The organism is Microbacterium luticocti DSM 19459 (genome assembly GCF_000422405.1).
Classification (GTDB): Bacteria; Actinomycetota; Actinomycetes; order Actinomycetales; family Microbacteriaceae; genus Microbacterium; species Microbacterium luticocti.
This window is the reverse complement of sequence record NZ_AULS01000001.1, coordinates 162,255-187,840: the sequence shown is the minus strand read 5'-3', so window position 1 is coordinate 187,840 and position 25,586 is coordinate 162,255. Positions and strand designations below refer to the sequence as shown.

The following is a 25,586-nucleotide window of genomic DNA, read 5'->3' as shown; positions in this document are numbered from 1 at the left end:
TGTCCTTCACTTCTGGCGCTCCAGGACGGAGCGGGTGCTGGCTTCGGGGGTGAGGTCGATGCGCCGCAGCAGCTGGGCGTTGAGGGCGACGACGACGGTGGACAGCGACATCAGGATCGCCCCGACCGACATCGGCAGCACGAATCCGACAGGTGCGAGGACGCCGGCTGCCAGCGGCACGGAGACGAGGTTGTAGCCGGCGGCCCACCACAGGTTCTGCTTCATCTTCCGGTAGGCGGCCTTCGACAGCTGGATGACCGAGAGCACCGAGCGCGGGTCGGAGCTGGCCAGGATGACCCCGGCCGAGGCGATGGCGACGTCGGTGCCCGCGCCGATAGCGATGCCGACGTCGGCCTGGGCCAGCGCCGGGGCGTCGTTGACGCCGTCGCCGACCATGGCCACCTTCTTGCCCTCGTGCTGCAGCTGGGCGACCTTCGCCGACTTGTCCTCGGGACGGACGCCGGAGAAGACGCGGTCGATGCCGAGTTCCCGTCCGACCTCGTTCGCCACGGCCTCGGCGTCGCCGGTGATCATGACGACCTCGACGCCGAGCCGGTGCAGGGCGTCGACGGCGTCGCGGGACTCCGGACGGACCTCGTCGGCCAACTTCAGCCCGCCGACCACCTGCCCGTCGCGCAGGACGTGCAGGATGATCGCGCCCTCGCCGCGCCAGGCGTCGGCCGCGTCGATCTCGGACTGTCCGGTCTCCTCGAGCAGCCGGGGCCCGCCGACGCGGACCTCGTGGCCGGCCACGGTCGCGGTGACGCCTACGGCGGGCGAGGAAGTGAAGCCGCTGCCGGGCTCGAACGCGAGGCTGCGGTCCTTGGCGGCGGCGACGATGGCCCGGGCGAGCGGGTGCTCGCTGTCGGCCTCGGCCGAGGCTGCCAGGGCGAGCACCTGGTCGGCGTCCAGGTCTCCGGTCGGCTCGACGCCGGTGACGGTGGGCTCGCCCCTGGTCAGGGTGCCGGTCTTGTCGAACAGCACGGCGTCGACCTGACGCATGGACTCCAGCGCCAGCCGGTCCTTGACCAGGACGCCGCCGCGGGCGGCGCGCTCGGTGGCGATGGAGACGACCAGCGGGATCGCCAGGCCGAGGGCGTGGGGGCAGGCGATCACGAGGACGGTGATGGTGCGCACGACCGCGTCGTCGGGGGACCCGGCCAGCGTCCAGACGGTCGCGGTGATCAGAGCCGCTCCGAGGGCGAACCAGAACAGCCACGCGGCGGCGCGGTCGGCGATGCGCTGGGCACGGGAAGACGAGCTCTGCGCCTCGGCGACGAGCCGGTTGATGCCGGCCAGGGCCGTGTCGTCCCCGGTGGCCGTGATCTCCACCCGCAGGCCGGAGTCGGTGGCCACCGTGCCGGCGATGACCGGGTCGCCCTCGCCGCGGGCGACCGGCCGGGACTCGCCGGTGATCATCGACTCGTCCATGTCGGCGCGGCCGTCGACGACGGTGCCGTCGGCGGGGATGCTGCCGCCGGGGCGGACGATGACGACGTCCCCGACGCGCAGCTCGGCCGGCGCGACCTTCACGACGTCGTCGCCCTCGACGCGCTCGGCCTCGTCGGGCAGGAGCGCGGCCAGGGAGTCCAGCGCGGAGGTGGTCTGGGCCAGGGAGCGCATCTCGATCCAGTGCCCCAGCAGCATGATCACGATCAGCAGCGCCAGCTCCCACCAGAACTCCAGCTCGTGGTCGACCAGCCCGAGGGTGGCGGCCCAGGACGCGAAGAACGCCACGGTGATCGCCAGCGCGATCAGCAGCATCATCCCCGGCTTGCGGCTCCTCAGCTCGCTCCAGGCACCGGTGAGAAACGGCTTGCCGCCCCAGGCGTACATGACGGTGCCCAGCACCGCTGCGACCCAGCCCGACCAGCCGGGCACCGAGTAGCCCAGCAGCATCGCGAACATCGGCGAGAGCGCCACCACCGGAGCGGCGATGACGAGGTTGATCCAGAACAGCCGCCGGAACTGGCCCACGTGGTCGCCGTGGCCTCCATGACCGCCATGGCCGGCGCGGTCTCCCTTCTCGTCGTGCGCGGCGTGGTCGCCGTGCTGCCCCTGATGCGTGGCGTGGCCCTCGTGCCCGGCGTGCGGGTCATCCCCATGGCCGGGCACGGTGGTCGCGACAGCGTGTCCCCTGTCGGCGGCTGCGTCTGCGGCGTCGCCGTGGTGGTGCTGGTGCGCGTTCGGATCTGTCATTGCTGCTTCCCTTGTCCGGGCACTGCTCTGCGGTGGTGGCCGGCTCAGGCGGCCGGCTTGATCTCGCTCTCGACGACCCACTTGTGGTTGGTCATCTTCATGCCGCCCGCCTCGTAGTCGACCATGTAGACGGTCTCGTCAGTGGAGGAGGCGATGGTGGCCTTCGCGCCCTTCATCCCCTTCATGTGCTCGGCCTCCAGCGTGACCTCGGTGCCGTCGGCCAGCCGCTTGCTACCGGCGTCCTTGATCTCCTGCTGGACGACCCACTTGTGGTCCTTGACCGGCTCGCCGCCGGTGGTGGGGGCGAAGTCCACCGCGTAGGTGTAAGTGCTGTAGGCCCCGACGATGGTGGCCTTCGCGCCGTCCATGCCCATCATGTGGTCGGCGGTGAGGATCACCTTCGTGCCGACCGGGTACTTCGGGGCGGCGGCGGTCTTGATGCCCGCGGGCGCGGGCCCGCCGTCCATGGGGTGCTCCATCGACGAGTGGTCCATCCCGCCGTCGCTGCTGGCCGGGGTGCTGGCTGAGCTGCTGCCGTGGCCCTGATGGTCCTGGCCGGCGCTGGTGCATCCGGCGAGGGCCAGCGCTCCGCCGAGCACTCCCGCGGCCAGTGCTGCTGTCAGTCGCTTTCGCATGTGGACTCCGTATCCTCGTCTCGATCCTGGTCTTAGCAACCATATACCCCTATGGGGTATTCCATCAACGTGGTCATCGTGTTGTTGGCCGCGCCCCGGGCAGGAGAGCGCCGCTTGTGCTTGGATCGACGCATGGCGGGCGACACGAGCGGAAGTGAGCTGCCGGGCTGATGACAGCTGTCGATCATGAGGTTCTGGTCGTCGGTGGCGGCCAGGCCGGGCTGGCGGTGGGCTACCACCTGCTGCAGCGGGACGTGGACTTTCTCATCGTCGACGCCGGCCCGGCGATCGGCCACAGCTGGCGCTCGCGGTGGGACTCGCTGAAGCTCTTCACACCTGCTCAGTACGCGAACCTGCCGGGCCGGGCGTTCCCTGCACCGACCGACACCTACCCGGGGCGGGATCAGGTGGCCGACTACCTCGGCAGCTACGCCACCTGGCTGGAACCGCCCCTCCGCCTGAACACCCGCCTGACCCGGCTCGAAACCTCAGGCGACCACTTCCGAGCACGCACCGCTGCCGGTAGCACCATCACCGCGCGGCAGGTGGTCATCGCCACCGGGCCGTTCTCCCAGCCGTTCGTGCCACCCGTGGCGACCGGCCTGGCCGCGGTGGTCCAGGTCCACACGGCCGACTACCGCAACCCGACGCGGTTTCCTGATGGCGTCGTGCTCGTGGTCGGCGGCGGAAACTCCGGCTTTCAGATCGCTGCCGAACTGGCCTCTGCCGGTCGACGCGTCGTGCTGTCGGAGGGCCGGCAGAACGCCTGCGTGCCGCAGCGACCGTTGGGCCGGGACATCTTCTGGTGGCAGGATCGCCTCGGGCTGCTCCGGGTCGCGGCCAACAGCCCGCTGGGCAGGAAGATGCAGGCCAACGACGGCACCGTCATCGGCTCGTCCCGCCGCCAGTTGACACAGCGCGGCGTCTCCTTCCGGCCCCGGCTGGTCGGCGGTCAAGGTCGGCTCGTCGGGTTCAGCGACGGTTCGTCGTTGCAAGTTGACGCGGTCCTGTGGGCAACCGGTTTCGTGATCGACGACTCCTGGATCGGGATCGATGGCGTACTGGACGACTGGTCGCGGCTCCGACACGAGCGCGGTGTCGTGACCGGCGCTGCCGGCCTCTACACCGTCGGCCGACCGTGGCAGACCACAATCGGATCGGCCTTGCTGGGATTCGTCCAACACGACGCTCGAACCATCGCCCAGCAGATCACGACAACCTTGCCGGGCCACAGCTAGAAGGCCATCTCCAACGCCGTCACGCAGGACCGTGTATGACCGACCAGGTCCGGGCGCACACGCGGTGAACCGATGGCCCGGTGCTCGCGCGCCCGTCTGGGCCCCGTGACTTGCGCCGCTCAGCGCAAGGCTTGATGGACCGCGGCCCACGCCGGTCTCGCCGCCGCTGATCACGGCCGGATCATCGTGCGCGGACCGGGACGATGCTGCGGAACCCGCGCAGGCGGAGGCTGTTGCCGACGACGAAGACGCTGGAGAAGGCCATCGCCGCGCCTGCGAGCATCGGGTTGAGCATGCCCAGGGCCGCGACCGGGATGGCCGCGACGTTGTAGGCGAAGGCCCAGAACAGGTTGGCCTTGATCGTGCCCAGCGTCCTGCGGGAAAGCCGGATCGCGTCGACCGCGGCGCGCAGGTCGCCGCGCACGAGGGTGATGTCGGAGGCCTCGATGGCGACGTCGGTGCCGGTGCCCATGGCCAGGCCGAGGTCGGCCTGCGCCAGCGCCGGGGCGTCGTTGACGCCGTCGCCGACCATCGCCACCACCTTCCCTTGGCCCTGGAGGCGGGCGACGACGTCGACCTTGTCCTTGGGCAGGACTTCGGCGATGACCTGGTCGATGCCGACCTCGGCGGCGATCCGCTTGGCCACGGCCTCGTTGTCTCCTGTGAGCAGCACCGGGGTCAGGCCCAGGCCCTTAAGGCCCTGGATCGCCTCGGCGCTGGTCGGCTTGACCGTGTCGGCCACGACGAGGATCCCGCGGGCCTGCCCGTCCCAGCCGGCGGCGACGACGGTCTTGCCCTCGGCCTCGGCTGCGGCCTTGGCGGCGGCGACGTCGGGGGAGAGGTGCTGGGACCAGTCGGCTAGCAGGGACTCGCGGCCGACGAGCACGGCGTGGCCGTCGACGACGCCCTGCACGCCCTTGCCCGCGACGTTGGCGAAGTCCTCCGGCGTCGGGAGCTGCCCGACCTCCTGGACCGCGCCCTTGGCGATGGCCTGGGCGATTGGGTGCTCGGAGGCGTCCTCCAGCGCCCCGGCCAGGCGCAGCAGCTCGGCGCGGTCGGTGCCGGGCTCGGCGATCGCCTCGACGAGCGTCATCTTGCCGGTGGTGACGGTGCCGGTCTTGTCCAGCACCACGGTGTCGACCTTGCGGGTGGACTCCAGCACCTCGGGGCCCTTGATCAGGATTCCCAGCTGCGCGCCGCGGCCGGTGCCGACCAGCAGGGCGGTGGGGGTTGCCAGGCCGAGGGCGCAGGGGCAGGCGATGACCAGGACCGCGACCGCGGCGGTTAACGCGGCCGAGACGCCGGCCCCGGAGATCAGCCATGCCGCGAGGGCGACGAGCGCGATGGCGATGACGATCGGGACGAACACGCCCGAGATCCTGTCGGCCAGCCGCTGGACGGCGGCCTTGCCGGACTGGGCGTCCTCGACGAGCTTGGCCATCTGCGCCAGCTGGGTGTCCGAGCCGACGCGGGTCGCCCGGACGACCAGGCGGCCGCCGGCGTTCACGGTGGCCCCTGTGACCGGGTCGCCTTCGCCGACCTCGACGGGCACGGACTCGCCGGTGAGCATGGAGGCGTCCACCGCGGAGGTGCCGGAGACGACGGTGCCGTCGGTGGCGATCTTCTCGCCCGGGCGGACGACGAAGTCGTCGCCCGCGGCCAGCTCGGAGGTCGGGATCTTGACCTCGGCCCCGTCGCGCAGCACCGAGACCTCCTTCGCTCCGAGGTCGAGCAGCGCGCGCAGCGCCGCGCCGGCCTGGCGCTTGGAGCGCTTCTCGAAATAGCGGCCGGCGAGGATGAACATCGTCACCCCGGCGGCCGCCTCGAGGTAGATGTTGCCCGCGCCGTCGGAGCGGGCCAGGGCGAACTCGAACGGGTGCTTCATGCCGGGCATGCCGGCGTGGCCGAGGAACAGCGCGTAGAGCGACCACAGGAACGCCGCCGAGGTGCCCATCGAGACGAGCGTGTCCATCGTCGCGGTGCCGTGCTTGAGGTTGGTCCACGCCGCCTTGTGGAACGGCCAGCCCGCCCAGACGATCACCGGCGCGGCCAGGGTCAGCGAGGCCCACTGCCAGTAGGTGAACTGCAGGGCCGGGATCATCGACATCGCGATCACCGGGACGGTGAGCACGATCGACCCGATCAGCCGCTGCCTGAGCGAGGTCAGCTCCGGGTCGGCCTCCTCGCTCTCGCCGTCAGCCGACTCGGCGGTCGTCGAGCTCGGGGGCTTGGGCAGGGCCGCGGTGTAGCCGGTCTTCTCGACCTCGGCGACCAGCAGCGCGGGGTCGTAGTCCGCGGGCACGGTGACCTTGGCCTTCTCAGTGGCGTAGTTGACCGACGCGGTGACGCCGTCGAGCTTGTTGAGCTTGCGCTCGATCCGGTTCGCGCACGAGGCGCAGGTCATCCCGCCGATCTCCAGCTCGATGCCGGCGTCCGCGCTGAGCGGCGCTGGTGCAGTCATCCTCTGCCGTCCTTTCTCTCCTCCGGGCTCTGCGGCGTCCGGCTCGTGCGCAGGGCAGTCATACCCCGTGCGATCAGTGGTGCGCGCTCAGCCCCCGTCGCCATCGGAGTCGACGGGAAGCGTGAGCCGCGCTGGTGGTGGTGTCGTCAGGCGCGCACGGCCGTGTAGCCGGCCTCCTCGACAGCGGCTAGGACCTTCGCGTCGTCGATATCGCCGGAGCCGGACACGACGAGCTTGCCGGTCTGCGCGCTGACCTCGACGTCCTCGACGCCGGGGACCCCGCTGACCTCCTCGCGGACCGACATCTCGCAGTGCCCGCAGGTCATGCCCGTCACCTGGTACTCGTTCGCAGCCATCGATTGCCTCCTCAGTAGAGATACCCCCGGTGGGTACCGCGTACGAGTAACCGTATACCCCTGCTGGGTATTCTCGCAAGGCGGGGCGTGCGCCTCGTCGACGGATCCTCCGTTGGAGACGGGATACGCCACCGGGGTATGCTGTGCAGCGTGGAGACCGCGACCGCCGAACCCCGCTGCAGCCGGCACCGGCTGCAGCTCTTCGTCCTCGCGGCCCTGCTGATCGCCGGCCTCCTCGGCATGCACTCGCTGGTCAGCGGTGCCGGGGCCACGGCCATGAGCGCCCCCATGGCCTCGATGAAGCATTCCGCCCCGGCGACGCCAGCTCTGACCGCCGAGGCGGCCGTCCCCTCGTCGTCGACGTCCGGATCGCACGGCATGGTCCACGGCTCCGGCGGCTGCGCGGGTGCCATGAGCAGCGGCTCAGGCTCCACCTGCGTCCCTGGGCCCACCGGCAAGAGCATCCCCGTCCTTCCGGCCCCGCTCGCCGCGACCCTGCCCGAGCTCGGCCCCGCGCCCGAGCCGGTGCTGTTGCTCCAGACGCCCCGAAGGCTGGCCCTGTCGCACCTGGAACTGTCGATCTATCGAACGTGAGCAGCGGGGAGCGCCCTCATCGGCGCTCCTGCCCATCGGGGGCAGGCCAATGACCCTGCCCTGCATCTGCGACGGCATCGCGCCCAGATGGCGCTGACCCCTCTCCCGAGGGCCCTCGAGCCTGCGCATCCGATCAACCGTGGTCGTCGAGCGCGTCGAGGCCGATGCCCGTGGCACCGCTCACCATCGACACAGAAGGACATCGTTCAACCATGCACACCGACCTGAACCGCCGCCAGTTCCTCGCCGGCGCACTGGCCCTCACCGCCGCAGGCCTCGCCGGCTGCACCTCCACCAGCAAGCCCACCTCGTTCGTCGGGCCCGACAGCGCCGCCGTCGCGAAGGCCGAATCCAAGCGCCGCCGCACCGGCGCGACCGTGCAGCGCGCCCTGACCGCCGAACCGGCCACCGTGGACCTGGCCGGGAAAGAGGCGAAGACCTGGGCCTTCACCGGAGCGTCGGCGACCAAGCCGATCCGCGGCAACGTCGGCGACACCCTCAAGGTCGCCCTCACCAACAAGCTGCCCGACCCGACTACCGTGCACTGGCACGGGCTCGCGCTGCGCAACGACATGGACGGGGTGCCGAACCTCACCCAGAAGCCGGTCGAGCCAGGCGGGACGTTCTCCTACCAGTTCGCGCTCCCGCAGGCCGGGACCTACTGGTTCCACCCGCACGTGGGCACCCAGCTCGACCGCGGCCTGTACGCGCCGCTGATCATCGACGACCCCAACGAGAAGGCCGACTACGACCAGGAATGGATCATCGTCCTCGACGACTGGCTCGACGGCGTCACCGCGACACCCGACCAGGTGATGAAGGAACTCGGCAGGGGCATGATGGACCACGGCGGCATGGACATGGGGCCGATGCGGATGGGCAACACCCTGATGGGGGCGACCTCGCCGCTGCTCGGCGGCGACGCCGGCGACGTCTACTACCCGCTCTACCTGATCAACGGCAGGCCAGCGGCCGACCCCGAAACCTTCACCGCGAAGCCGGGCCAGAAGATCAGACTGCGGATCATCAACGCCGGCGGCGACACCGCCTTCCGGTTCGGCGTCGCCGAGCACCCGCTCACCATCACCCACACCGACGGCTACCCGGTCAAGCCGCACGAGGCCGAGAGCGTCGTGCTCGGCATGGGCGAGCGCTACGACGCCGTCATCACCGTCGGCGACGGCGCGTTCGCCGTCATGGCCGAAGCCCTCGGGAAGCAGGACCAGGCCGTCGCCGTCCTGCGCACCGGATCCGGCAGCGCCCCGGCCAAGGGCGCGAAGCTCCCGCAGACGAAAGCTCCCGCCACCGCGGCCGACCTCAAGGCGACCGGCGCGGTCGCCCTGCCCAAGCGCGCCGTGGACCGCACACTCGTCCTCGAGCTGACCGGGGCCATGGAGAAGTACGACTGGGCGATCAACGGCAAGCGCATGGACATGGAGCAGCCCATGCGCGACGCCCTCGGCATCGTCGACGGGGAGCGCGTCGCGCTGGAGTTCAAGAACAGCACCAAGATGTGGCATCCCATGCACCTGCACGGCCACACCTACCAGCACGCCGGCGGCGGGCCCCGCAAGGACACCTCCATCGTCCTGCCCGGCAAGACCCTCCGCGTCGAGTTCGACGCCGACAACCCCGGCCGCTGGCTCACGCACTGCCACAACGTCTACCACGGCGAGGCCGGGATGATGGCCGCTGTCGCCTACCAGCAGGGTTGACCTGTCGGACGAGCTCGGCGGCCAAGGGGCCCGGCGTTAAACGGGCCAAAGCGCAAACGGGTCGTTGTTGGCCGCTGCAGGTTCCCGCGCACACCCAATTGGTTGAGGTTCTTGGCCATCGAGCGATCAAGCGGCGTCCTCTGGTCATACAGGGGATTCACGGAGAGGATCCCGGCGGCGTGAGGCGCTTTCAGACCAGAAGGGGCAAAGCGTTGGATCAGCAGGGTCGTCGTGCGCCGGAGAACGGCATGCATCTAATCTTGGAGTGCTCGACCGATTTGCCCGGCCGCGGCGTGTGGATCATGACTCCGTTGCCGACGTCGCTGGGTGCGGTGGCGTTGCAGAAGAAGACGATGTCGCCAGCTTGGAAAGTCGGATATGGCGACGGGTGAGCCGTCGCGGGATTGGGGCTGCGATGTTCGGCTGATCTGGACGCCGGCGGCTTCCCAGGCTGTCTGGGTGATGCCGGAGCAGTCATATGAACCGGGGTCGGTCGCTCCGAATTCGTAGGGTTTTCCGAGCTGGGACTTGGCGAAGGCGACTGCCGTTCGCGCCCTTGCTGGAAGCCGGTGAACTCGGAAGCGCTGGTCGAGTTAGGGGTGGTGCTGGTCGAGTCGGTCCCCGCTGCGCTGGAGCCGGGGCCGGCGGCTTCACTGCGTTGCCGGTGATCGCCCGTGTCCCAGGGTGGCGGGCTGGGCTGCATCATCTGGCGGTGTGACCAGCAGCCGGCCGAGCACCACCGCCTCCACAACGGTGAGGGCTACCACGCCGGCCCAGAGTTCAACGGTCCATGCCACCCCGACACTCAGATGCAGTCCCAGTAGCTGTGCCGGCCATACGAACAGCGGTACTGCCGCAACCCATCCCTGGTGTTCGGGCCGCCGAGTCCGTGCGGCGGACACGGCGATGTCGGCGACGGCAGCACCCAGCACGGCTGCAATCGCCGCCACGATGTTCTGCCAGTTCTGCAACGCGGCCCCCGGGATGGCCGCAAGCGCAACGAGCATGGTGATCGCCCCGGTCGGGAGTCGCCGGCCGTTGCTGGCCATCAACAGCGGAACGGTGAGCAATGCCGTTGTCAACAAATAGGATGCCAGCCCCAGTGACGTCGGCATTTCGCCGGCCTCATGACCCGGAGCGCCTTCGGGGATCGTGGTCATCGGAATCCGGGCCAACGGTGTGACGAAAACCGAGGTGTAGCTGAGGAAGAAGCCGGCGATCCCGGCGACAACGGCGTAGGAGATCACCGCCGGCCAGGACACGAGCGAACCGCTGCGCCGCGTGAGGCGGTCAGCACGAACTGGGCCGGAGACGAGGAGACCCGCGCCCACCAGGAGCAGAAGATGCGTCGGGGAGACCAGCGCATCGATGCCGGTCTCGATGCCCAGCAACGTGTGCCACAGCATGTCTCCCACGCCACCCAGCAGAAACACTCCGACACCGATCGCGGAGAGACCGTAGCCAGGTGGGAAAGCCATCCGTGCACGAAGCGGCCATGACTGGGATGCGGATTCGTGGGGACGTGCTCGCCACTGCTTCCACCCCAGTCGCGCCGTCCACAGGGCAAGTGCGGCGAAGCCGGAGTAGAGAACGGCATGCCAGGGCGTAAAGAAGGTCTCCATGCCAGGCACGTTCAGATGAGCCCAGCCGTCGGTGTACAGAGCGCCCATCAGCCACAGTCCGAATGCGGCGGCGATCAGATCTTCCCGGGTAGTCGATGCTGCCCACCGTCGAGGGTCTCGGGTCAGCTTGGGAGTTGCCGCTGTCGTATCCATGGATCTCAGCTCCTTCGGCGGGACGATTTCATCGAACCATACCCCCCTAGGGTATAAGTTGCAAGGGTTCTGTGCGATCGTGCTGGGTCGAGTCGTGTGGGTCGCGGATCGCTCGCCGACGAGGGGGCAGGGGGCTCTGACGCCGAGCCGCGCACGACACGATGCGGGTGCCAGCCGGCGGCTCGACACTGCTCTCGTCCGGGATGGCGACGCACGAGGTCATGAGTGCCGATCCTCAGGTCTGCCACGCCATCCAGTCGCCACAGACTCGTCCAGAAACCTCAGATACCGCAGGCGGTGTCGACGGCGCAGCGTGGTCCTCGGCTGCCGGCTTCTCCCTTGGAAGGGAGCCGATGTACGTTGAGATACAGAAGTCATTGATTGGAACCGGCGTGGAGCCCGCTACGGGCACTCGCCAGCCGGCCGAAACCAGCCTTTGGCAAGGAGAAACGCTTCCATTTTCACTTCGCGTAGATCAATGTCACAAACGTGTGGAGTGGGGCTATTTTGCGCACTCGCTCAACGCCTATGGCCGCACGGGGCAGCCCTGCCCGCGATGCGGCCGGCCGATCGTGCGGGTCGCGTTCACGAACAGATCGTCGCACTTCTGCCCGGTCTGCCAGCGGAAACGCAGATTCCGCCGCCACGATTCTCTGGGCTGAGGGCGGGCGGGTTTCGCCCGGGCGGGATGCCCGCTTCCACTCGCTGTACGTGAACGTGTAGAAGCATCCAGGCAATGCTCCGATCTGCGCGTCTACTGCGGTGGCACGAGGGTGTATTCCGATGTCCCTGAATGTCGGTGGCAACTCGTAGCCTTGTTGACGACGGTTCACGAGAGGAATCCCAGACATGGCACGGAACATCAACACAGCGCAACTGCAGGCGAAGCTGAGGCAGGCGCAGCAGAAGATCCAGCGCGAGGTTGATCGCGTCAACCGCGAGAACAAGCGGCGGGTCGAGGCGTACAACCGTGAGGTGAACCGCGTCAATCAGCACAATGCTCGCGTGAACGCCGAGATCCGTCAGGCTAACGCGTACAACCAGCAAGTCGCAGCACAGGCTGGCCGGGCGGTTGATGAGATCAACCGCAAGCTCCGCACCTCCGCCAGCACCAGCCGTGTCGTTTACACCCCGGCGGAACAGGCGCTGACCGAGCGGGTGCAGCACGAGCTGGTTGGGCATGATGACCGTGAGTGGGATGTGTTCCTGAGCTACGCGCGAATCGACGGGGCGAAGGTCGCGACGGAACTGAAGGATGAGCTCGAAGACCTCCGAGTCCGCGTCTGGTTCGACGAGGTCGCGATCATCCCGGGTCAGAGCCAGGCGCTGCAGATGGACAAGGGGCTGCGCAAGGCTCGCTCGGGCGTCGTGCTTGTCACGCCTGCGTACCTGACGGGTCGATTCTGGACCGAACGCGAGCTCGGCGTCCTCCTCGGTAAGACTACGTTGATCCCCGTGCTCAACGGTGTGACTTTCGCCGATGTGGCCGAGTACAGTGGCTTCCTCCCCGACCTCGCTGGCTTCGAGACCGCTCGCGACTCGGTACCTGTCATCGCCGAAAAAATCGCGGGCGCGGTGCTGTCTCCGGGCGACGCCGGTGACTGACGGCCAATAGGCACGCCTGACATCGGCGTCGCCATCGACGACCCGTGCCTGGAAGCACTGTCCGCGGTGCCACGGGCCGACGCCCGGTTATCGGCCTTACCCGCCGATAGAATTGGTGAAGCGCAAAGGGCCGCGACTACGACCCATCCGAGTGGTTCGTAGTGCCGATAGATGTCATCAACCAGGCGGTCGCGATGATCCTGTCCGGCGAGATAACTGACTACGTGTATGACTCCTCCGCGCAAGGCCTGGTGGTGCGCGCCTGACCTGCCTAGCATCCAGACCAGGGCATTGCCCTCACACAGAACGAGACAGAGTGACCGCATACGAAGACGTACTCGAATGGATTGCCACCCGGCCCTGGTGGCAGCAACGCGCCTTGGCGCGCATCGCGAGCGGTGAATCGATCGGTGAGGCGGAGTACGAGGAGATCGCCAAGAGCCTGTTCGAGAAGCCACCCGTTGCTCCGGAAGGGGGCTGGCTCGCATCGGTCACCGCCCCTCAGAGCACGAACGACGAGCCGGTGCGGATCCTGTCCGTCCGAGGTGTATCAAACGTCAATCGGCTCGCCCCGAACCAGGAGCTCACGTTCGAGCCTGACGGCCTGACTGTCGTGTACGGAAACAACGGCAGCGGGAAATCCGGCTACGCCCGCATCCTGCAGTCCATGGTGCGCGCCCGCCACCGGGCAGACATCCTCCCTGACGTCTTCGCCGAGTCTCCGGGAGAACAGTCGGGCGAGGTGACGTTCCTGATCGCGCAAACCGAACACACTTCCTCGCTTGGGTCCATCGCGGATCCTGCTCTCGGGCGCGTCGCCCTCTACGATGAGCACTGCGGCGACACATACCTCAACTCGGAAGCCAAGATCTCCTACCGGCCTTCGGCGGTGCAGCTTCTTGACGACCTCTCCACAGTCACCGCCGGCGTGCGACGTGTCATCGATGGGTGGAGGACCGAAAAGGGTACGCCCGGTGCCCTTCCCGACGTCGTCGGTCCAGGATCGGCGCTCCGACGGTGTGGATGTGATTCGGATCCTGCACCAGCGGATGGATCCGACTCTGCACCTGTGAGCGGGCCGACGACTCACTACCGATCATCGGTCACGACGCGGTTGTATGCCTGCGCGACCCCGATCCACCATTCGAGTTGCCGGTCGTCGCCGATCGCGTCGGCGGCGACCTCGATCCATCCCGGACCCATGTCGCGCCCCGGCCCCATCCGCGCCTGTGACGCTCCCGGTTTGTGCAGCAGGTCGTCGTGCCGGTTCGCGTCGACCCGCACCAGCAGAGCGCCGTCGCCCCGGGCGCTCGCGATCATCTTGCCGTTGAGCATGATCGAGCGGCCCCCGAACATCGAGACCTCGCGCACGACCGACTCGTCGGTGAGAAGTCGACGGATGCGGCCCAGGAGCGCCACCTGTTCGGGACTCATCGCAGAGGTCCCGCTCAGCGCTGCGGCGGCGGGCCGTACGAGAGCCGATCGAAGATCAGCACGTTCTCGATGATCTTGCCGTCGGCGACGGTGAACAGCTCGGCGGCCGGCGTGGTGGAGGTGGCGGCGGTCTGCGGGTAGTAGAACAGCGCGACACGGTCCCCGTCGGCGAACTCGGCGATGTCGCCGATGCCGGTGAGCGCGGGGGCGAAGCCGGCGAGGAACCGGCGGTAGGCCTCCTTGCCCTGCAGGTCGCCGCCCGGCGCGCGGCAGGTGATGCCGTCCGCGACGTAGCCCATCGCGGTCTCGATGTCGCCGCTCGTCCAGGCGCGGTGGTAGCTCTTCACGATCTCGTGCACGGTGTGCTCTGCCATGTGGACCCCCCCTGTGTTCGTCCGCCGCGGACGAACGAAGCCACCGCTCGGACCGTGGACGACCCTGCCTGCCAGTGTCGTCCCTTCTCACCGGTCTGCGCCAGGGGGTGAGCGCGCGACCCGCGGCCGGTGTCACCCCCCGAACGTCTGCTTCCAGGCGCCGTTGTACGCCACCGGCTCGAAGCCGATGGCCTCGTTGATGTCGAGCATCGGACGATTCTCCTCGGCGTTGTAGGTGATCACCCGCGGCGAGTGCGGCGCGAACGCGCGCCAGTCCCGCAACGCGGCGCACTTCACCAGCATCCCGAGCCGATGCCCGCGATGCTCCGCCAACACCAAGGTGTCCTCCTGATGCGTGGCTTCGGTGCGGTCCGCACCGATCACCAGCTCGTTGAACGCCGCCAGTTCGCCGGTTGCCACATGCTGGGCGGCCGTGACATGCAGTGTGCGCCCCGCCTCGAGGTACGACTTCTCGTAATCGGCGACACGGGCGGCGTCCCACGCCTCCTCGTCGAACTCCAACGCGGCGGACGGGATGTCGGTGAGCATGCGCGATTTCATCCATGCGTACCCGTCGACGTACTCCGGCGGCGTCGGCGCACTCCAGCTGACGATGCGGTATCCGGTGGCGACACGTATCGCCTCATCCAGCAGCCTGTCGACACGGTCCGCGGTCGCATCGGTGAGCTCGAGGGCGCTCTTGCGTTCGATCTGCTCGAGCGTGAATCCCTGCGCCTGCAGGAACCGTGCCGTGTGGTCGCGCGGGATCGAACCGAATCCGGTCGGGGCCGTCAGCCGGTCGGCCTCGTCGGTGCCGGTGTGCGTGGCCCATGCCTGCAGCACGGTTCGGCCCGCCTGCGCGGCCGCCTCACGCAGGACGGCGGCGGCCTCACGGCCGATGCCGAGGCCCCATGCCGCACGCAGCAGCTCGATGTTGACGTAGGCGACCCGCGAACCCGGCTCCAGCGGCAGGGTGAGCATCGCCCGCCCGACAGGTTCGCCGTGGCGCACCGCCAGCCACATGAGGGTGCGTTCGTACGTCTCATCCCGGTAGTTGGGCAGGATCTCGGCGGGTGTGTTGCTCTCGTCGTCGTTGCCGTTCAGTTCGCGGTAGACCGCGTTGCGCACGCGGACCATGTCGACGAAGTCGGCCGCGTCCGCGGCATCCACGCTGTGCGGGATGACCAGCGGACGCAGCTGAACGTCGTCGTGGGCGGGAATCGGGTTCATCTCGGTCTCCTTCGATGCGCAGGTGTGCGTCAGCGGTAGTGCAGGGTGACGGCGGCGCGCACCAGGTCGGCCTCGCGCCGGGTGCGCGTGTACTCGTCGCGGGCGACGGCGCGCAGCACCGCCTGTTCGCGCAGCCACGGTGTGCGGGTGCGTCGTTCGGCGCGCAGCAGCAGCCACAGTCCGACGCGCAGGGCGAGCCGGTCGACAGGTGTCAGCCGCTCGTCGTGGGACAGTTCGGTCAACTCGTGCAGACGCTCCGGTCCGTCGGGGAGCGTCGAGGGCAGCAAGGTGGTCATGGTTCTCTTCCGATGGGTGCACCCGTCGCCGCGGCGGCAGACCGACGGGATGCGGGTGTGGTGGCGGGGCCCGGCTAGGCCGGACCGGTGCACTCAGCGCGAGTGCACTCGAGGCCGGTGAGGGAGCTGCCGGCGCGAACGGTGCCTGCACGAGCAGGGGCGTTCGCCGGCCAGGGCCGCGGAACGCGGCGGGCACGACGATGCGTGCGGGCCGTCACAGGACGGACGGCGGCGGGTGCGGCGCCTCAGCAGGCTGTGACCGGCGCGGCGCCTGCGCAGGCGGCCGCACGACGGGCACGGGCTGGGGCGGACATGCTGCCCGCGAGGAATGCGGTGATCATCATCGGCGGCCTCCTTTCTCGATTCAGACGCGAACCACGACACTAACCCCCTCGGCCTGGTCGCGTCAAGCGTTCATCCAGATTCGTGCGGATTCCGGGCGTGTCGCGCCGGCGGCATCCGCTGTTCGCGGCCGGTCGCGCAGGCGGGCGCGCCCGCATCCGATAACGTGTTGCGGTGATCGAACGGGGCGGAAGGGCCGGGACATGCACCTGAAGAGCGTGACGCTCAAGGGGTTCAAGTCGTTCGCCCAGCCCACCACGTTCGTGCTGGAACCGGGCGTGACCGCGATCGTCGGACCGAACGGCTCGGGCAAGTCCAACGTCGTCGACGCGCTGGCGTGGGTGATGGGGGAGCAGGGCGCCAAGACCCTGCGCGGCGGCAAGATGGAAGACGTCATCTTCGCCGGCACCTCCACCCGTGGCCCGCTCGGGCGTGCCGAGGTGCAGCTGACGATCGACAACTCCGACGGCGCCTTGCCGATCGAGTACGCCGAGGTCACCATCAGCCGCACGCTGTTCCGCAACGGTGCCAGCGAATACGCCATCAACGGGCAGACGTGCCGGCTTCTGGACGTGCAGGAGCTGCTCAGTGACTCGGGGCTCGGCCGCGAGATGCACGTCATCGTCGGGCAGGGGCGCCTCGACACGGTGCTGCAGGCCAGCCCCGAAGAACGGCGAGGGTTCATCGAGGAGGCCGCGGGCATCCTCAAGCATCGGCGTCGCAAAGAGAAGACCGTCCGCAAGCTGCAGGCCATGGAAGCGAACCTCACCCGGCTCAGCGACCTGGCCGGCGAACTGCGCCGTCAGCTCAAGCCCCTGGGACGGCAGGCCGAGATCGCCCGCGAGGCCGCGACCATCGCCGCCGTTGTGCGCGACGCGAAGGCCCGGCTGTTCGCCGACGAGCTGGTCGGGCTGCGCGGCGAACTGGCCGCGGCCGCGCAGAGCGAGCAGGAACGCCACTCCGAGCGGCTGGTGCTGCAGGACCGGGCCGAGAACCTGCGCGCCCGCATCGAACAGCTCGAAACCGATCAGCGCTCCGAGGCCGTGGACCGCGCCCGGGCGGTGGTGTTCGCGCTCGAACAGGTGCAGGAACGGCTGCGCAGCCTCTACTCCCTGGCCGGTCAGCGGCTGACCCTGCTGGCCGAGGACGACGAGGCCCTCGTCCCGCAGCAGACCGTGAGCCAGACCATGATCGACGAGGTGCGGGCGGGCATCGACGAGATCTCGTCGGGGCTGGATGCGGCGCAGGATGCCGCGACCGCGGCCGCACGCGACGTCATGCGCGCGCGAGCCGAACTCGACGCGCTCGACGCCGACATCGCCGCCCAGAGTGCGCTCGTCTCGGAGCACGACATGAAGATCACGGCGCTGCGCGGCACGGCCGAGGCGGCGGCATCCGCCCTCGCCGCGGTGCAGACGGCCGTGACCCGGCAGCAGTCGGCGCTCGATGCCGCCGTGGCGCGCCGCGCCGAGGCCGAGGCGGCGCTGGCCGAACTCGATCCCGACGGCATCGCCGACGCGGCGTCGGCCGACCACGCCGCGGCATACGAACGCTGCCAGCGTGAGGCGTCCGAGACCGAGGGCGAGCTCGCGCAGCTGCGCGAGAGGCTGCATGCCGCCGAGCGTGAGAAGGACGCCTTGACCGCGCAGGCCCGGGCGCTCTCGCGCGCGCTCGATGTGCGCAATGGCGCCGCCCAGCTGATCGAGGCGGGCGGATCGGGCATCCGCGGGCTGGTATCGGACGCGGTGCAGGTGCGTTCCGGGTTCGAGGCGGCGATCGCCGCCGCACTCGGCCCGGTCGCCGAGGGGATGCTGGTGGACGGCCCCCGCGACGCGCTCGCGGTCGCGGCGGCCGCACGTGAGGGCGACGTCGGCGTCGTCGACATCGCCATCGCCCAGCCCGCAGCGGCCGGCGAGCGTGACACTCCGGCGCCGGCGGGCGTGACGCCGGCCACCGATGTGGTCACGGCCCCGGCGGGCATCACCCGACTGCTCGCGTCGGTGTTCGTCGCCGACGACCTCGACACCGCGCTGCACGCGGTCGCGGCAGCCCCACACACCGTCACCGTCGTCACCCGTGCCGGCGAGGTGGTGACGCCGTACACGGTGCGCGCCGGCTCGGGACAGGGACGGTCGCGTCTGGAACTGACCGCTGAGCGCGATGCGGCGGCCGAGCGGTTGGCCGAGGTCACCGTGGTGGCCGACTCGCTGCGCGAAGCCCTCACCGACAAGACGCATGCGCTCGACGAGGCACGCCGGCGCGCGAAGGCCGCGCTGCAGGCGCTGCGTGAGCACGACGCCGCCCTGGCCGCACAGGCCGAAAAGGTGAACCGCGCCACCGTGCGTCACGAAGCCGCGGTCGCCGAGTGCGAGCGTCTGACGGCGTCGCTGCACCAGGCGCAGGCCGCAGTCGACCAGGCCGAGGCATCCGCACGATCGGCCCAGGAGCAGCTCGACACCGCACTCGAAGCGCCGCGGCCGATCCTGGACGCCTCGGCGCGGGACGGGATGCTGGCAGAGCTCGACGCCGCACGCGACGCCGAGATGCGTGCCCGGCTCGAGGTCGAGACGCTCAAGGAACGGGTGCGGGCCGAAGAGGCCCGTGCGGTGGGGCTGGAGCGTCAGCGGGATCGGGAGAAGGCCGCCGCGGCGGAGGCGGCACGACGGGCCGTGATCCGGCGTGCACAGCGAGAGGTCGCCGCCGGTGTCGCCGATCGCCTGCCCGCGGTGCTCGACTCGGTGGACCGCTCGGTGAGTCAGGCGCGCGTCGAGCTCGCGACCGCCGAGTCGGCCCGCACCGCACTCACCGCCGAACTGGCCGAGTTGCGGACCGAAGAGACCGCCGTGCGTGAGCGGCTCGCGGGGCTGACCGAGAGCGTGCACGGACTGGAGTTGCAGATCCACGAGAAGCGTCTGCACGTGACGAGCCTGCTGGAGCGCGTGCAGTCCGAGCTCGGTCTCGACGAAGATATTCTCGTTTCGGAATATGGTCCGGACCAGCCCATCCCCGCCGAGGACGAGGGCGACGAGCCCGAACCGTTCGATCGGGCCGCGCAGCGTCGACGCTTGCAGGACGCCGAGCGCAAGCTCGCCCAACTCGGGCGGGTCAACCCGCTCGCCCTCGAGGAGTTCGAAGCGCTCGAGCAGCGGCACAAGTTCCTGACCGAGCAGCTCGCCGACCTCACGCAGACCCGCCAGGACCTGCTGACGATCATCGCCGAACTCGACGAGAGGATGCAGTCGATCTTCCTCGCCGCGTTCGAAGACACCAAGGTCGCCTTCGGTGAGGTGTTCCCGATCCTGTTCCCCGGTGGCACCGGCAGCATCTCGCTGACCGACCCCGACGACCCGCTGACCACCGGCATCGAGGTCGCGGTGCGCCCGGTCGGCAAGAAGATCGAGCGGTTGTCGCTGCTGTCGGGCGGCGAGCGGTCACTGGCGGCGGTCGCGCTGCTGACGGCGATCTTCAAGGCGCGGCCGAGCCCCTTCTACATCCTCGACGAGGTGGAGGCGGCCCTGGACGACGCGAACCTCGGCCGGCTGCTGGGCGTGTTCGAGCAGCTGCGCGCGTCGAGCCAGCTCATCGTCATCACCCACCAGAAGCGCACCATGGAGATCGCCGACGCGCTGTACGGCGTCTCGATGCGCCAGGACGGCGTGTCAGCCGTGGTGGGGCAGCGGGTCGGCGATCGCACGGCGCGCGAGCAGGAGCCGGCGGCCGTCTGAGGGCGACCACATAGGCTGGAGGCATGGCGGAGAAGTGGTCACTCGGGCGCGCGCTGCGCGGCATGTTCGTCAAGCCGACGATCGACGAGACGACGTGGGAAGACCTCGAGACCGCGCTGCTGACCGCGGACTTCGGTCCTGACATCACCGAGCGCATCGTCGACGAGCTGCGCGAGAAGGTCGAGCGCTTCCACACCACCGACCCGCGCGACCTGCAGCGCATGCTCAAAGAGACGCTCGAAGAGCACTTCGCGAGGTTCGACACGACGCTCAAGCTCACCGAGCGCCCGGCCGTGGTGCTCGTCGTCGGTGTCAACGGTGTCGGCAAGACGACGACGATCGGCAAGTTCGCGAAGTTCCTGCAGCGATACAACCGCTCCGTGGTGGTCGGAGCCGCCGACACCTTCCGCGCCGCGGCCGTCGACCAGCTCGCGACCTGGGCAGAGCGCTCCGGGGCGGCGATCGTCCGACCCCAGCAGGAAGGTCAGGACCCGGCATCCGTCGCCTTTCAGACCATCGAGTACGCCAAGAGCACCGGCACCGAGATCGTGATCGTCGACACCGCCGGCCGCCTGCACACCAAGGGCGGTCTGATGGACGAGCTGACCAAGATCCGACGCGTGATCGAAAAGCAGGCGCCGATCAGCGAGGTGCTGCTGGTGCTGGATGCCACGACCGGACAGAACGGCGTGATGCAGGCCGAGGCGTTCCTCGAGCACGCCGGAGTGACCGGCCTCGTGCTGACCAAGCTCGACGGTTCCGCCAAGGGCGGGTTCGTGCTCGCGGTGCAGGAGCGCACCGGGATCCCGGTGAAACTGCTCGGGCAGGGGGAGGGGATCGGCGACCTCACCGGCTTCACCCCGCACGTTTTCGCGTCATCTCTCGTGGAGTGACGCGTCGGGCTACCGCATCCGGCCGCGGCCTGGTTTCATAGCCACATGGCGATCGAACACGACTACTTCGGCCTCCTCGAATCGGGCCCCGACGGTTCGATCTTCTGGTCTGAGACCGTCGAGCTGGGCGACCAGGCGGTCACCGTCGACCTCACCGCCCCCGACGAAGACGACGTCGCCCCCGCGGCGCTTGACGTCGCGGCCGCGATGATCACCTCGCTCGAGTCCATCGATCGCGCCGCACGCGCCGCGATGGTTGCCGAACTCGACGACCGCACCAGCGAGGTCATCGAGTTCATCCTGCAGCAGCAGGAGGCACTCGGCGACGACCTCGAGGATCTGCTCGTCGACATCTCGGGCGACACCCACATCGACATCATCCGGTCGTTGCGGCTGGTGAGCATGACGATCCTCGCCGACGAACACGGCGGCGACGACCCGTTCGCGGTGCTCGAATACGCCCTCGACCCCGAAGGCACCGACGAGGTGCTGCTGGTCAACTTCGACACCGACGGCGACGTGCTGTCGGTCACCAGCGCCGACTGAACGCGTCACCCGGCACGCGGACCGGCTACACCGCCTGCGCGAAGCCGCGCTCGGCGTGCACGTCCGCCGCGATGTGCGCGAGGTGCGCGGGGATCTCACGCCCCTTCGAGATCATTGACTGCGCCCACAGCCGGCCCGCCCGGTACGACGACCGCACCAGCGGGCCGGCCAGCACGCCGAGGAACCCGATGCGCTCGGCCTCCTGCTTGAACCCGACGAACTCGTCGGGTTTGACCCAGCGTGCCACCGGCAGATGCCGCGGCGACGGTCGCAGGTATTGGGTGATCGTGACGATGTCGCAGCCGGCGTCGTGCAGATCCTGCAGGGCCTGCACGACCTCCTCGGGCTCTTCGCCCATCCCCAGAATGAGGTTCGACTTCGTGATCAGGCCGGCGTCACGGGCCTGGGTGAGCACGTCGAGCGAGCGTTCGTAGCGGAACGCGGGACGGATGCGCTTGAAGATGCGCGGCACCGTCTCGACGTTGTGCGCGAAGACCTCCGGCCGGGCGTCGAACACCTCGGCGAGCAGGTCCGGCCGGCCGTTGAAGTCGGTGGCGAGCAGTTCGACACCCGTGCCCGGATTGACGGCATGGATCTGCCGCACCGTCTCGGCGTTCAGCCACGAGCCGCCATCGGGCAGGTCGTCGCGCGCGACGCAGGTGACCGTCGCGTAGCGCAGCCCCATGCGCTGCACGCTCTCGGCGACGCGGCGCGGCTCGTCGACGTCGTAGTCGGCGGGCTTGCCGGTGTCGATCTGACAGAAGTCACACCGTCTGGTGCACTGTGAGCCGCCGATGAGGAACGTCGCCTCGCGGTCTTCCCAGCACTCGTAGATGTTCGGGCAGCCCGCCTCCTGGCACACGGTGTGCAGTCCTTCGTCGCGCACCAGATGCTGCAGTTCGGTGTACTGTGGGCCCATCTTCGCCTTGGTCCGGATCCACTCCGGCTTGCGCTCGATCGGGGTCTGCGCGTTGCGCACCTCCAGGCGCAGCAGCCGGCGTCCCTCCGGCGCGGCGGTCATGCCGGCACCGCCGCGTACTCGGCCGAGAACGCCGCCGCGATGTCGGCGACGATGTCGGCCGGACGCACGTCGCGGCCGACCACCTCGCTGATCGTGGTGACCCCGGCATCCGCGATGCCGCACGGCACGATCGCGCCGAACGCCGCGAGCGAGTTGTCGCAGTTCACGGCGAAACCGTGCATCGTCACCCCCTTCTCGACGCGCACCCCGATGGCCGCGACCTTGTCTTCGGACAGAGGGCGGCGCACCCAGACCCCGCTGCGGCCGGGCACCTGGTAGCCGTTCACCCCGTGCGCGGCGAGCACGCCGATCAGCAGCCGCTCGATGCGCCGCACATGCTCGACCACGTCGACCGGCTCGACCAGGCGCACGATGGGGTACCCCACCAGCTGCCCCGGCCCGTGCCAGGTGATCTTGCCGCCGCGGTCGACGTCGATGACCTCGGTGCCGTCGGTCGGACGCTCGTGCGGCTCGGTGCGCTTGCCCGCCGTGTACACCGGGTCGTGTTCGAGCAGCACGAGGGTGTCGGGGCGGATGCCGCGGACCACCTCGTCATGGATGCGACGCTGCAGCGCCCACCCCTCGCGATAGGGGACGAACGCCGGGTCGAGTCCGGCGGTGATGACCTCGAGCACGGAGCCTCCTCGTGGGATGTTCTTGGATGCAGTCCAACAATACGCGCCCCGCTGCGACATCCCCGACGTCGGCGCGCCCCGTACGCTGGGGTCATGTCCTCCGCCCCCGACGCGCGCGCCGGACGACCGCGGGTGTCGTCGCGCGAAACGCTCGCCGAGGCGGCGTGCGAACTGTTCCTCGAGCAGGGCTACGACGCGACATCCGTCGCCGACATCACCCGCCGGGCGGGGGTGAGCCGCTCGAGCTTCTTCAACTACTTCGCCTCGAAGTCCGATCTGTTGTGGGGCGCGTTCGACGAACGACTCGACGCGGCCGTGGCCGCGCTCGGGGCCGGATCGCAGCCGGTGCGTCGGATCCTCGCCGCGATCGGCGACGGGTTCGCACCCGACAGCCTCGCCCTGGCGATCGCGAACGCCGACACGATGCGGCTCGCGGACGAACTGGAGCGGGAGCGGGCCGTCCGTCTGGCCCGCCTCGCCCGGGCGATCGCCGAACGCGGCCGCCGCGACGGGGCGGCGCCGCTGATCGCCGAGGTGCACGGTGCCGCCGCGGCAGGCGCCGTGCTGGCCGCGGTCTGGGCGTGGGCGCACGCAGGTGCCGGGCGCGCCACCCTGGCGCCCGTGCTCGGCGAGGCGCTCGACGCCGTCCCCGGCCTGGCCCGCGGATCCGCCCGTTAGTCGCGCGAGCCCGCGTGCACAAGTGCGGGGATTTTCGGCGACACGCCGTCGTGCGGCCTCGGTGACCGGCGTGTCGGACACGATCCCCGCAGTTGTGCACGGCACGCGCGGCCGCGCGGGCGCCGGTGCCCGGCGTGTCGGACACGATCCCCGCCGTTGTGCACGGCGCGCCTGCCCGGGTGGGCCGGCCGGCCGGGCAGTGGCACGCCCGCCCGGGTGGGCCGGGGGGCCGGGCACTGGCATCCCGCCCCGGTAGAATCGGGAGATCATGGCTACTTTCGGCACGCTCTCCGACCGTCTCACCGAGACCTTCCGCAATCTGCGCACGAAGGGCAAGCTCTCACCCGCCGACGTCGACGGCACGGTGCGCGAGATCCGCCGCGCGCTGCTGGACGCCGACGTCGCGCTGGCCGTGGTGAAGGACTTCACCGCGAAGGTGCGCGAGCGCGCCCTCGGCGACGAGGTCAACCGAGCCCTCAACCCCGCGCAGCAGGTCGTGCAGATCGTCAACGAAGAGCTCGTCGCGATTCTCGGCGGACAACAGCGTCGGCTCCAGTTCGCGAAGACCCCGCCGACGGTGATCATGCTCGCGGGCCTCCAGGGCTCGGGTAAGACGACGTTCGCCGGAAAGCTCGCGAAGCTGCTCGAGAAGGAAGGGCACACGCCGCTGCTGGTGGCCGCCGACCTGCAGCGCCCCAACGCGGTCAACCAGCTGCAGGTGGTCGCCGAGCGCGCGGGCGCCGCGATCTACGCGCCCGAGCCGGGCAACGGCGTGGGCGACCCGGTGCGGGTCGCACGCGACGGCGTCGAGCACGCCCGCCGCGCCCAACACGACACGGTGATCATCGACACCGCGGGCCGGTTGGGCGTGGACGCCGAGCTCATGCGGCAGGCCGCCGACATCCGTGCGGCGACGAACCCCGATGAGGTGCTGTTCGTCATCGACGCGATGATCGGTCAGGATGCCGTGAACACGGCGAAGGCGTTCCAAGAGGGCGTCGATTTCACCGGGGTGGTGCTCAGCAAGCTCGACGGCGACGCCCGCGGCGGCGCCGCGCTGTCGGTGGCATCGGTCACCGGGCGTCCGATCATCTACGCGTCCACGGGTGAGGGACTGGACGACCTCGAACCGTTCCACCCCGACCGCATGGCCGGTCGCATCCTCGACCTCGGCGACATCCTGACCCTCATCGAGCAGGCCCAGCAGGCCTTCGACGAGGAAGAGGCGCGCAAGGTCGCCGAGAAGCTCGCGACCGAGCAGTTCACGCTCGAAGACTTCCTGGCCCAGATGCAGCAGATGCGCAAGATGGGCTCGATGAAGAAGATGCTCGGGATGCTGCCGGGCATGGGTCAGATGAAGCAGCAGCTCGACGACTTCGACGAGCGCGAGATCGACCGCACCGAGGCCATCATCCGGTCGATGACGCCCGCCGAACGGCGCAACACCAAACTGTTGAACGGATCGCGGCGGCTGCGCATCGCCCGCGGGTCGGGCGTGACCGTCACCGACGTCAACCAGCTGGTGCAGCGGTTCGAGCAGGCCGCCAAGATGATGAAGACCGTCGCGCGCGGGGGAGTGCCGAACATCCCCGGCATGGGAGCGATGGGAAAGCCCGGCGCCTCGAGCAAGCGTGGCAAGCCGCAGAAGAAGAAGGGCTCGCGGTCGGGCAACCCCGCCAAGCGCGCCGCCGAGAACGCCGGTATCGCCCAGAGCCCCGAGCCGACCGGATCCGGGTTCGGCCTCGGCGGGACCGCCACGCCCAGCGCCGCCGACCTGTCCGAACTGCAGAAACTGCTCCGCAAGGGCTGACACGCCGCACGACACGCCCCATAG

At 69.5% G+C, this 25,586-nt stretch carries 20 protein-coding genes and 2 pseudogenes; 10 read left to right on the top strand and 12 right to left on the bottom strand.

The genetic code is table 11. The features are described 5' to 3' along the window. Positions 1–6 precede the first annotated feature (6 nt). Entirely contained in the window at positions 7–2,199 is a 2,193-nt protein-coding gene (locus H577_RS0100935) for a heavy metal translocating P-type ATPase (protein WP_084515714.1), read from the bottom strand. A gap of 44 nt (positions 2,200–2,243) precedes the next feature. Further along, positions 2,244–2,834, bottom strand: a complete 591-nt coding sequence (locus H577_RS0100930; RefSeq protein ID WP_029144354.1) for a YdhK family protein — start codon at positions 2,832–2,834, stop codon at positions 2,244–2,246. Positions 2,835–3,004: 170 nt separating this feature from the next. Between H577_RS0100930 and H577_RS0100925 the strand changes: the two genes are divergently transcribed. Beyond that, a complete protein-coding gene (locus H577_RS0100925; protein ID WP_029144353.1) occupies positions 3,005–4,072 on the top strand; it encodes a flavin-containing monooxygenase in 1,068 nt (355 codons plus the stop codon). A gap of 181 nt (positions 4,073–4,253) precedes the next feature. On the opposite strand, the gene H577_RS0100920 is transcribed toward H577_RS0100925, so the two are convergent. Both H577_RS0100920 and H577_RS0100915 read right to left on the bottom strand, forming a co-directional pair. Beyond that, positions 4,254–6,533, bottom strand: coding sequence for a heavy metal translocating P-type ATPase (locus H577_RS0100920; protein WP_029144352.1), 2,280 nt, complete (start codon positions 6,531–6,533; stop codon positions 4,254–4,256). 146 nt (positions 6,534–6,679) lie between these two features. Then, entirely contained in the window at positions 6,680–6,889 is a 210-nt protein-coding gene (locus tag H577_RS0100915; RefSeq protein WP_029144351.1) for a heavy-metal-associated domain-containing protein, read from the bottom strand. A 150-nt stretch (positions 6,890–7,039) separates the two neighbouring features. Between H577_RS0100915 and H577_RS0100910 the strand changes: the two genes are divergently transcribed. Next, the gene (locus H577_RS0100910; protein ID WP_029144350.1) at positions 7,040–7,483 is read left to right on the top strand and encodes a hypothetical protein; all 444 of its coding nucleotides are present in this window, start codon (positions 7,040–7,042) and stop codon (positions 7,481–7,483) included. Between the two features lie 212 nt (positions 7,484–7,695). Further along, complete coding sequence (locus H577_RS0100905) at positions 7,696–9,198, top strand: multicopper oxidase family protein (protein ID WP_029144349.1); 1,503 nt, start codon at positions 7,696–7,698, stop codon at positions 9,196–9,198. A gap of 254 nt (positions 9,199–9,452) precedes the next feature. Here H577_RS0100905 and H577_RS18245 read toward each other — a convergent pair. Beyond that, positions 9,453–9,704, bottom strand: a pseudogene (locus H577_RS18245) (NlpC/P60 family protein); the annotation flags it as partial. Positions 9,705–9,848: 144 nt separating this feature from the next. After that, positions 9,849–10,973: a hypothetical protein gene (locus H577_RS14620; RefSeq protein ID WP_144009639.1), complete on the bottom strand. Its 1,125-nt coding sequence runs from the start codon at positions 10,971–10,973 to the stop codon at positions 9,849–9,851. A 500-nt stretch (positions 10,974–11,473) separates the two neighbouring features. Between H577_RS14620 and H577_RS17490 the strand changes: the two are divergent. Next, a pseudogene (locus tag H577_RS17490) lies at positions 11,474–11,635 on the top strand (zinc finger domain-containing protein); the annotation flags it as partial. 187 nt (positions 11,636–11,822) lie between these two features. After that, positions 11,823–12,578: a toll/interleukin-1 receptor domain-containing protein gene (locus H577_RS16820; RefSeq protein WP_051191540.1), complete on the top strand. Its 756-nt coding sequence runs from the start codon at positions 11,823–11,825 to the stop codon at positions 12,576–12,578. 1,089 nt (positions 12,579–13,667) lie between these two features. Here the strand turns inward: H577_RS16820 and H577_RS0100880 are convergent. The 4 genes from H577_RS0100880 to H577_RS0100865 form a co-directional block, all read right to left on the bottom strand. Continuing rightward, positions 13,668–14,012, bottom strand: coding sequence for a TfoX/Sxy family protein (locus tag H577_RS0100880; RefSeq protein WP_029144347.1), 345 nt, complete (start codon positions 14,010–14,012; stop codon positions 13,668–13,670). Positions 14,013–14,026: 14 nt separating this feature from the next. After that, positions 14,027–14,386 (bottom strand): nuclear transport factor 2 family protein, encoded by a 360-nt coding sequence (locus H577_RS0100875; RefSeq protein ID WP_029144346.1) that lies wholly within the window; start codon positions 14,384–14,386, stop codon positions 14,027–14,029. A gap of 132 nt (positions 14,387–14,518) precedes the next feature. After that, positions 14,519–15,616, bottom strand: a complete 1,098-nt coding sequence (locus H577_RS0100870) for a GNAT family N-acetyltransferase (protein ID WP_029144345.1) — start codon at positions 15,614–15,616, stop codon at positions 14,519–14,521. Between the two features lie 29 nt (positions 15,617–15,645). Further along, positions 15,646–15,912 (bottom strand): hypothetical protein, encoded by a 267-nt coding sequence (locus H577_RS0100865; protein ID WP_029144344.1) that lies wholly within the window; start codon positions 15,910–15,912, stop codon positions 15,646–15,648. Between the two features lie 545 nt (positions 15,913–16,457). Here H577_RS0100865 and smc point away from each other — a divergent pair. From smc to H577_RS0100850, 3 genes are read left to right on the top strand one after another with little or no spacing between them, the layout of a single operon-like run. After that, positions 16,458–19,979 (top strand): chromosome segregation protein SMC, encoded by a 3,522-nt coding sequence (gene smc / locus H577_RS0100860; RefSeq protein ID WP_029144343.1) that lies wholly within the window; start codon positions 16,458–16,460, stop codon positions 19,977–19,979. A gap of 23 nt (positions 19,980–20,002) precedes the next feature. Further along, positions 20,003–20,872: a signal recognition particle-docking protein FtsY gene (gene ftsY / locus H577_RS0100855; protein WP_029144342.1), complete on the top strand. Its 870-nt coding sequence runs from the start codon at positions 20,003–20,005 to the stop codon at positions 20,870–20,872. Between the two features lie 45 nt (positions 20,873–20,917). Further along, positions 20,918–21,418, top strand: a complete 501-nt coding sequence (locus H577_RS0100850) for a DUF2004 domain-containing protein (protein ID WP_029144341.1) — start codon at positions 20,918–20,920, stop codon at positions 21,416–21,418. A 25-nt stretch (positions 21,419–21,443) separates the two neighbouring features. Here H577_RS0100850 and lipA read toward each other — a convergent pair whose 3' ends face one another. Then, complete coding sequence (lipA, locus tag H577_RS0100845) at positions 21,444–22,439, bottom strand: lipoyl synthase (RefSeq protein ID WP_029144340.1); 996 nt, start codon at positions 22,437–22,439, stop codon at positions 21,444–21,446. Beyond that, the gene (lipB, locus tag H577_RS0100840) at positions 22,436–23,074 is read right to left on the bottom strand and encodes a lipoyl(octanoyl) transferase LipB (protein ID WP_029144339.1); all 639 of its coding nucleotides are present in this window, start codon (positions 23,072–23,074) and stop codon (positions 22,436–22,438) included. Before lipB ends, lipA begins: the two co-directional genes overlap by 4 nt. Positions 23,075–23,167: 93 nt before the next feature. Here lipB and H577_RS14615 point away from each other — a divergent pair, with 93 nt between their 5' ends. Together H577_RS14615 and ffh are read left to right on the top strand one after the other, a co-directional pair. Further along, a complete protein-coding gene (locus tag H577_RS14615) occupies positions 23,168–23,752 on the top strand; it encodes a TetR/AcrR family transcriptional regulator (protein WP_036283232.1) in 585 nt (194 codons plus the stop codon). Between the two features lie 268 nt (positions 23,753–24,020). Beyond that, entirely contained in the window at positions 24,021–25,562 is a 1,542-nt protein-coding gene (gene ffh, locus H577_RS0100830; RefSeq protein ID WP_029144338.1) for a signal recognition particle protein, read from the top strand. Positions 25,563–25,586 lie beyond the last annotated feature (24 nt).

Bases quoted from the DNA above. Each gene is read 5' to 3' on its own strand.
- H577_RS0100935 (WP_084515714.1), bottom strand. From the start codon at position 2,199: ATGACAGATCCGAACGCGCACCAGCACCACCACGGCGACGCCGCAGAC.
- H577_RS0100930 (WP_029144354.1), bottom strand. From the start codon at position 2,834: ATGCGAAAGCGACTGACAGCAGCACTGGCCGCGGGAGTGCTCGGCGGA.
- H577_RS0100925 (WP_029144353.1), top strand. From the start codon at position 3,005: ATGACAGCTGTCGATCATGAGGTTCTGGTCGTCGGTGGCGGCCAGGCC.
- H577_RS0100920 (WP_029144352.1), bottom strand. From the start codon at position 6,533: ATGACTGCACCAGCGCCGCTCAGCGCGGACGCCGGCATCGAGCTGGAG.
- H577_RS0100915 (WP_029144351.1), bottom strand. From the start codon at position 6,889: ATGGCTGCGAACGAGTACCAGGTGACGGGCATGACCTGCGGGCACTGC.
- H577_RS0100905 (WP_029144349.1), top strand. From the start codon at position 7,696: ATGCACACCGACCTGAACCGCCGCCAGTTCCTCGCCGGCGCACTGGCC.
- H577_RS14620 (WP_144009639.1), bottom strand. From the start codon at position 10,973: ATGGATACGACAGCGGCAACTCCCAAGCTGACCCGAGACCCTCGACGG.
- H577_RS16820 (WP_051191540.1), top strand. From the start codon at position 11,823: ATGGCACGGAACATCAACACAGCGCAACTGCAGGCGAAGCTGAGGCAG.
- H577_RS0100880 (WP_029144347.1), bottom strand. From the start codon at position 14,012: ATGAGTCCCGAACAGGTGGCGCTCCTGGGCCGCATCCGTCGACTTCTC.
- H577_RS0100875 (WP_029144346.1), bottom strand. From the start codon at position 14,386: ATGGCAGAGCACACCGTGCACGAGATCGTGAAGAGCTACCACCGCGCC.
- H577_RS0100870 (WP_029144345.1), bottom strand. From the start codon at position 15,616: ATGAACCCGATTCCCGCCCACGACGACGTTCAGCTGCGTCCGCTGGTC.
- H577_RS0100865 (WP_029144344.1), bottom strand. From the start codon at position 15,912: ATGACCACCTTGCTGCCCTCGACGCTCCCCGACGGACCGGAGCGTCTG.
- smc (WP_029144343.1), top strand. From the start codon at position 16,458: ATGCACCTGAAGAGCGTGACGCTCAAGGGGTTCAAGTCGTTCGCCCAG.
- ftsY (WP_029144342.1), top strand. From the start codon at position 20,003: ATGGCGGAGAAGTGGTCACTCGGGCGCGCGCTGCGCGGCATGTTCGTC.
- H577_RS0100850 (WP_029144341.1), top strand. From the start codon at position 20,918: ATGGCGATCGAACACGACTACTTCGGCCTCCTCGAATCGGGCCCCGAC.
- lipA (WP_029144340.1), bottom strand. From the start codon at position 22,439: ATGACCGCCGCGCCGGAGGGACGCCGGCTGCTGCGCCTGGAGGTGCGC.
- H577_RS14615 (WP_036283232.1), top strand. From the start codon at position 23,168: ATGTCCTCCGCCCCCGACGCGCGCGCCGGACGACCGCGGGTGTCGTCG.
- ffh (WP_029144338.1), top strand. From the start codon at position 24,021: ATGGCTACTTTCGGCACGCTCTCCGACCGTCTCACCGAGACCTTCCGC.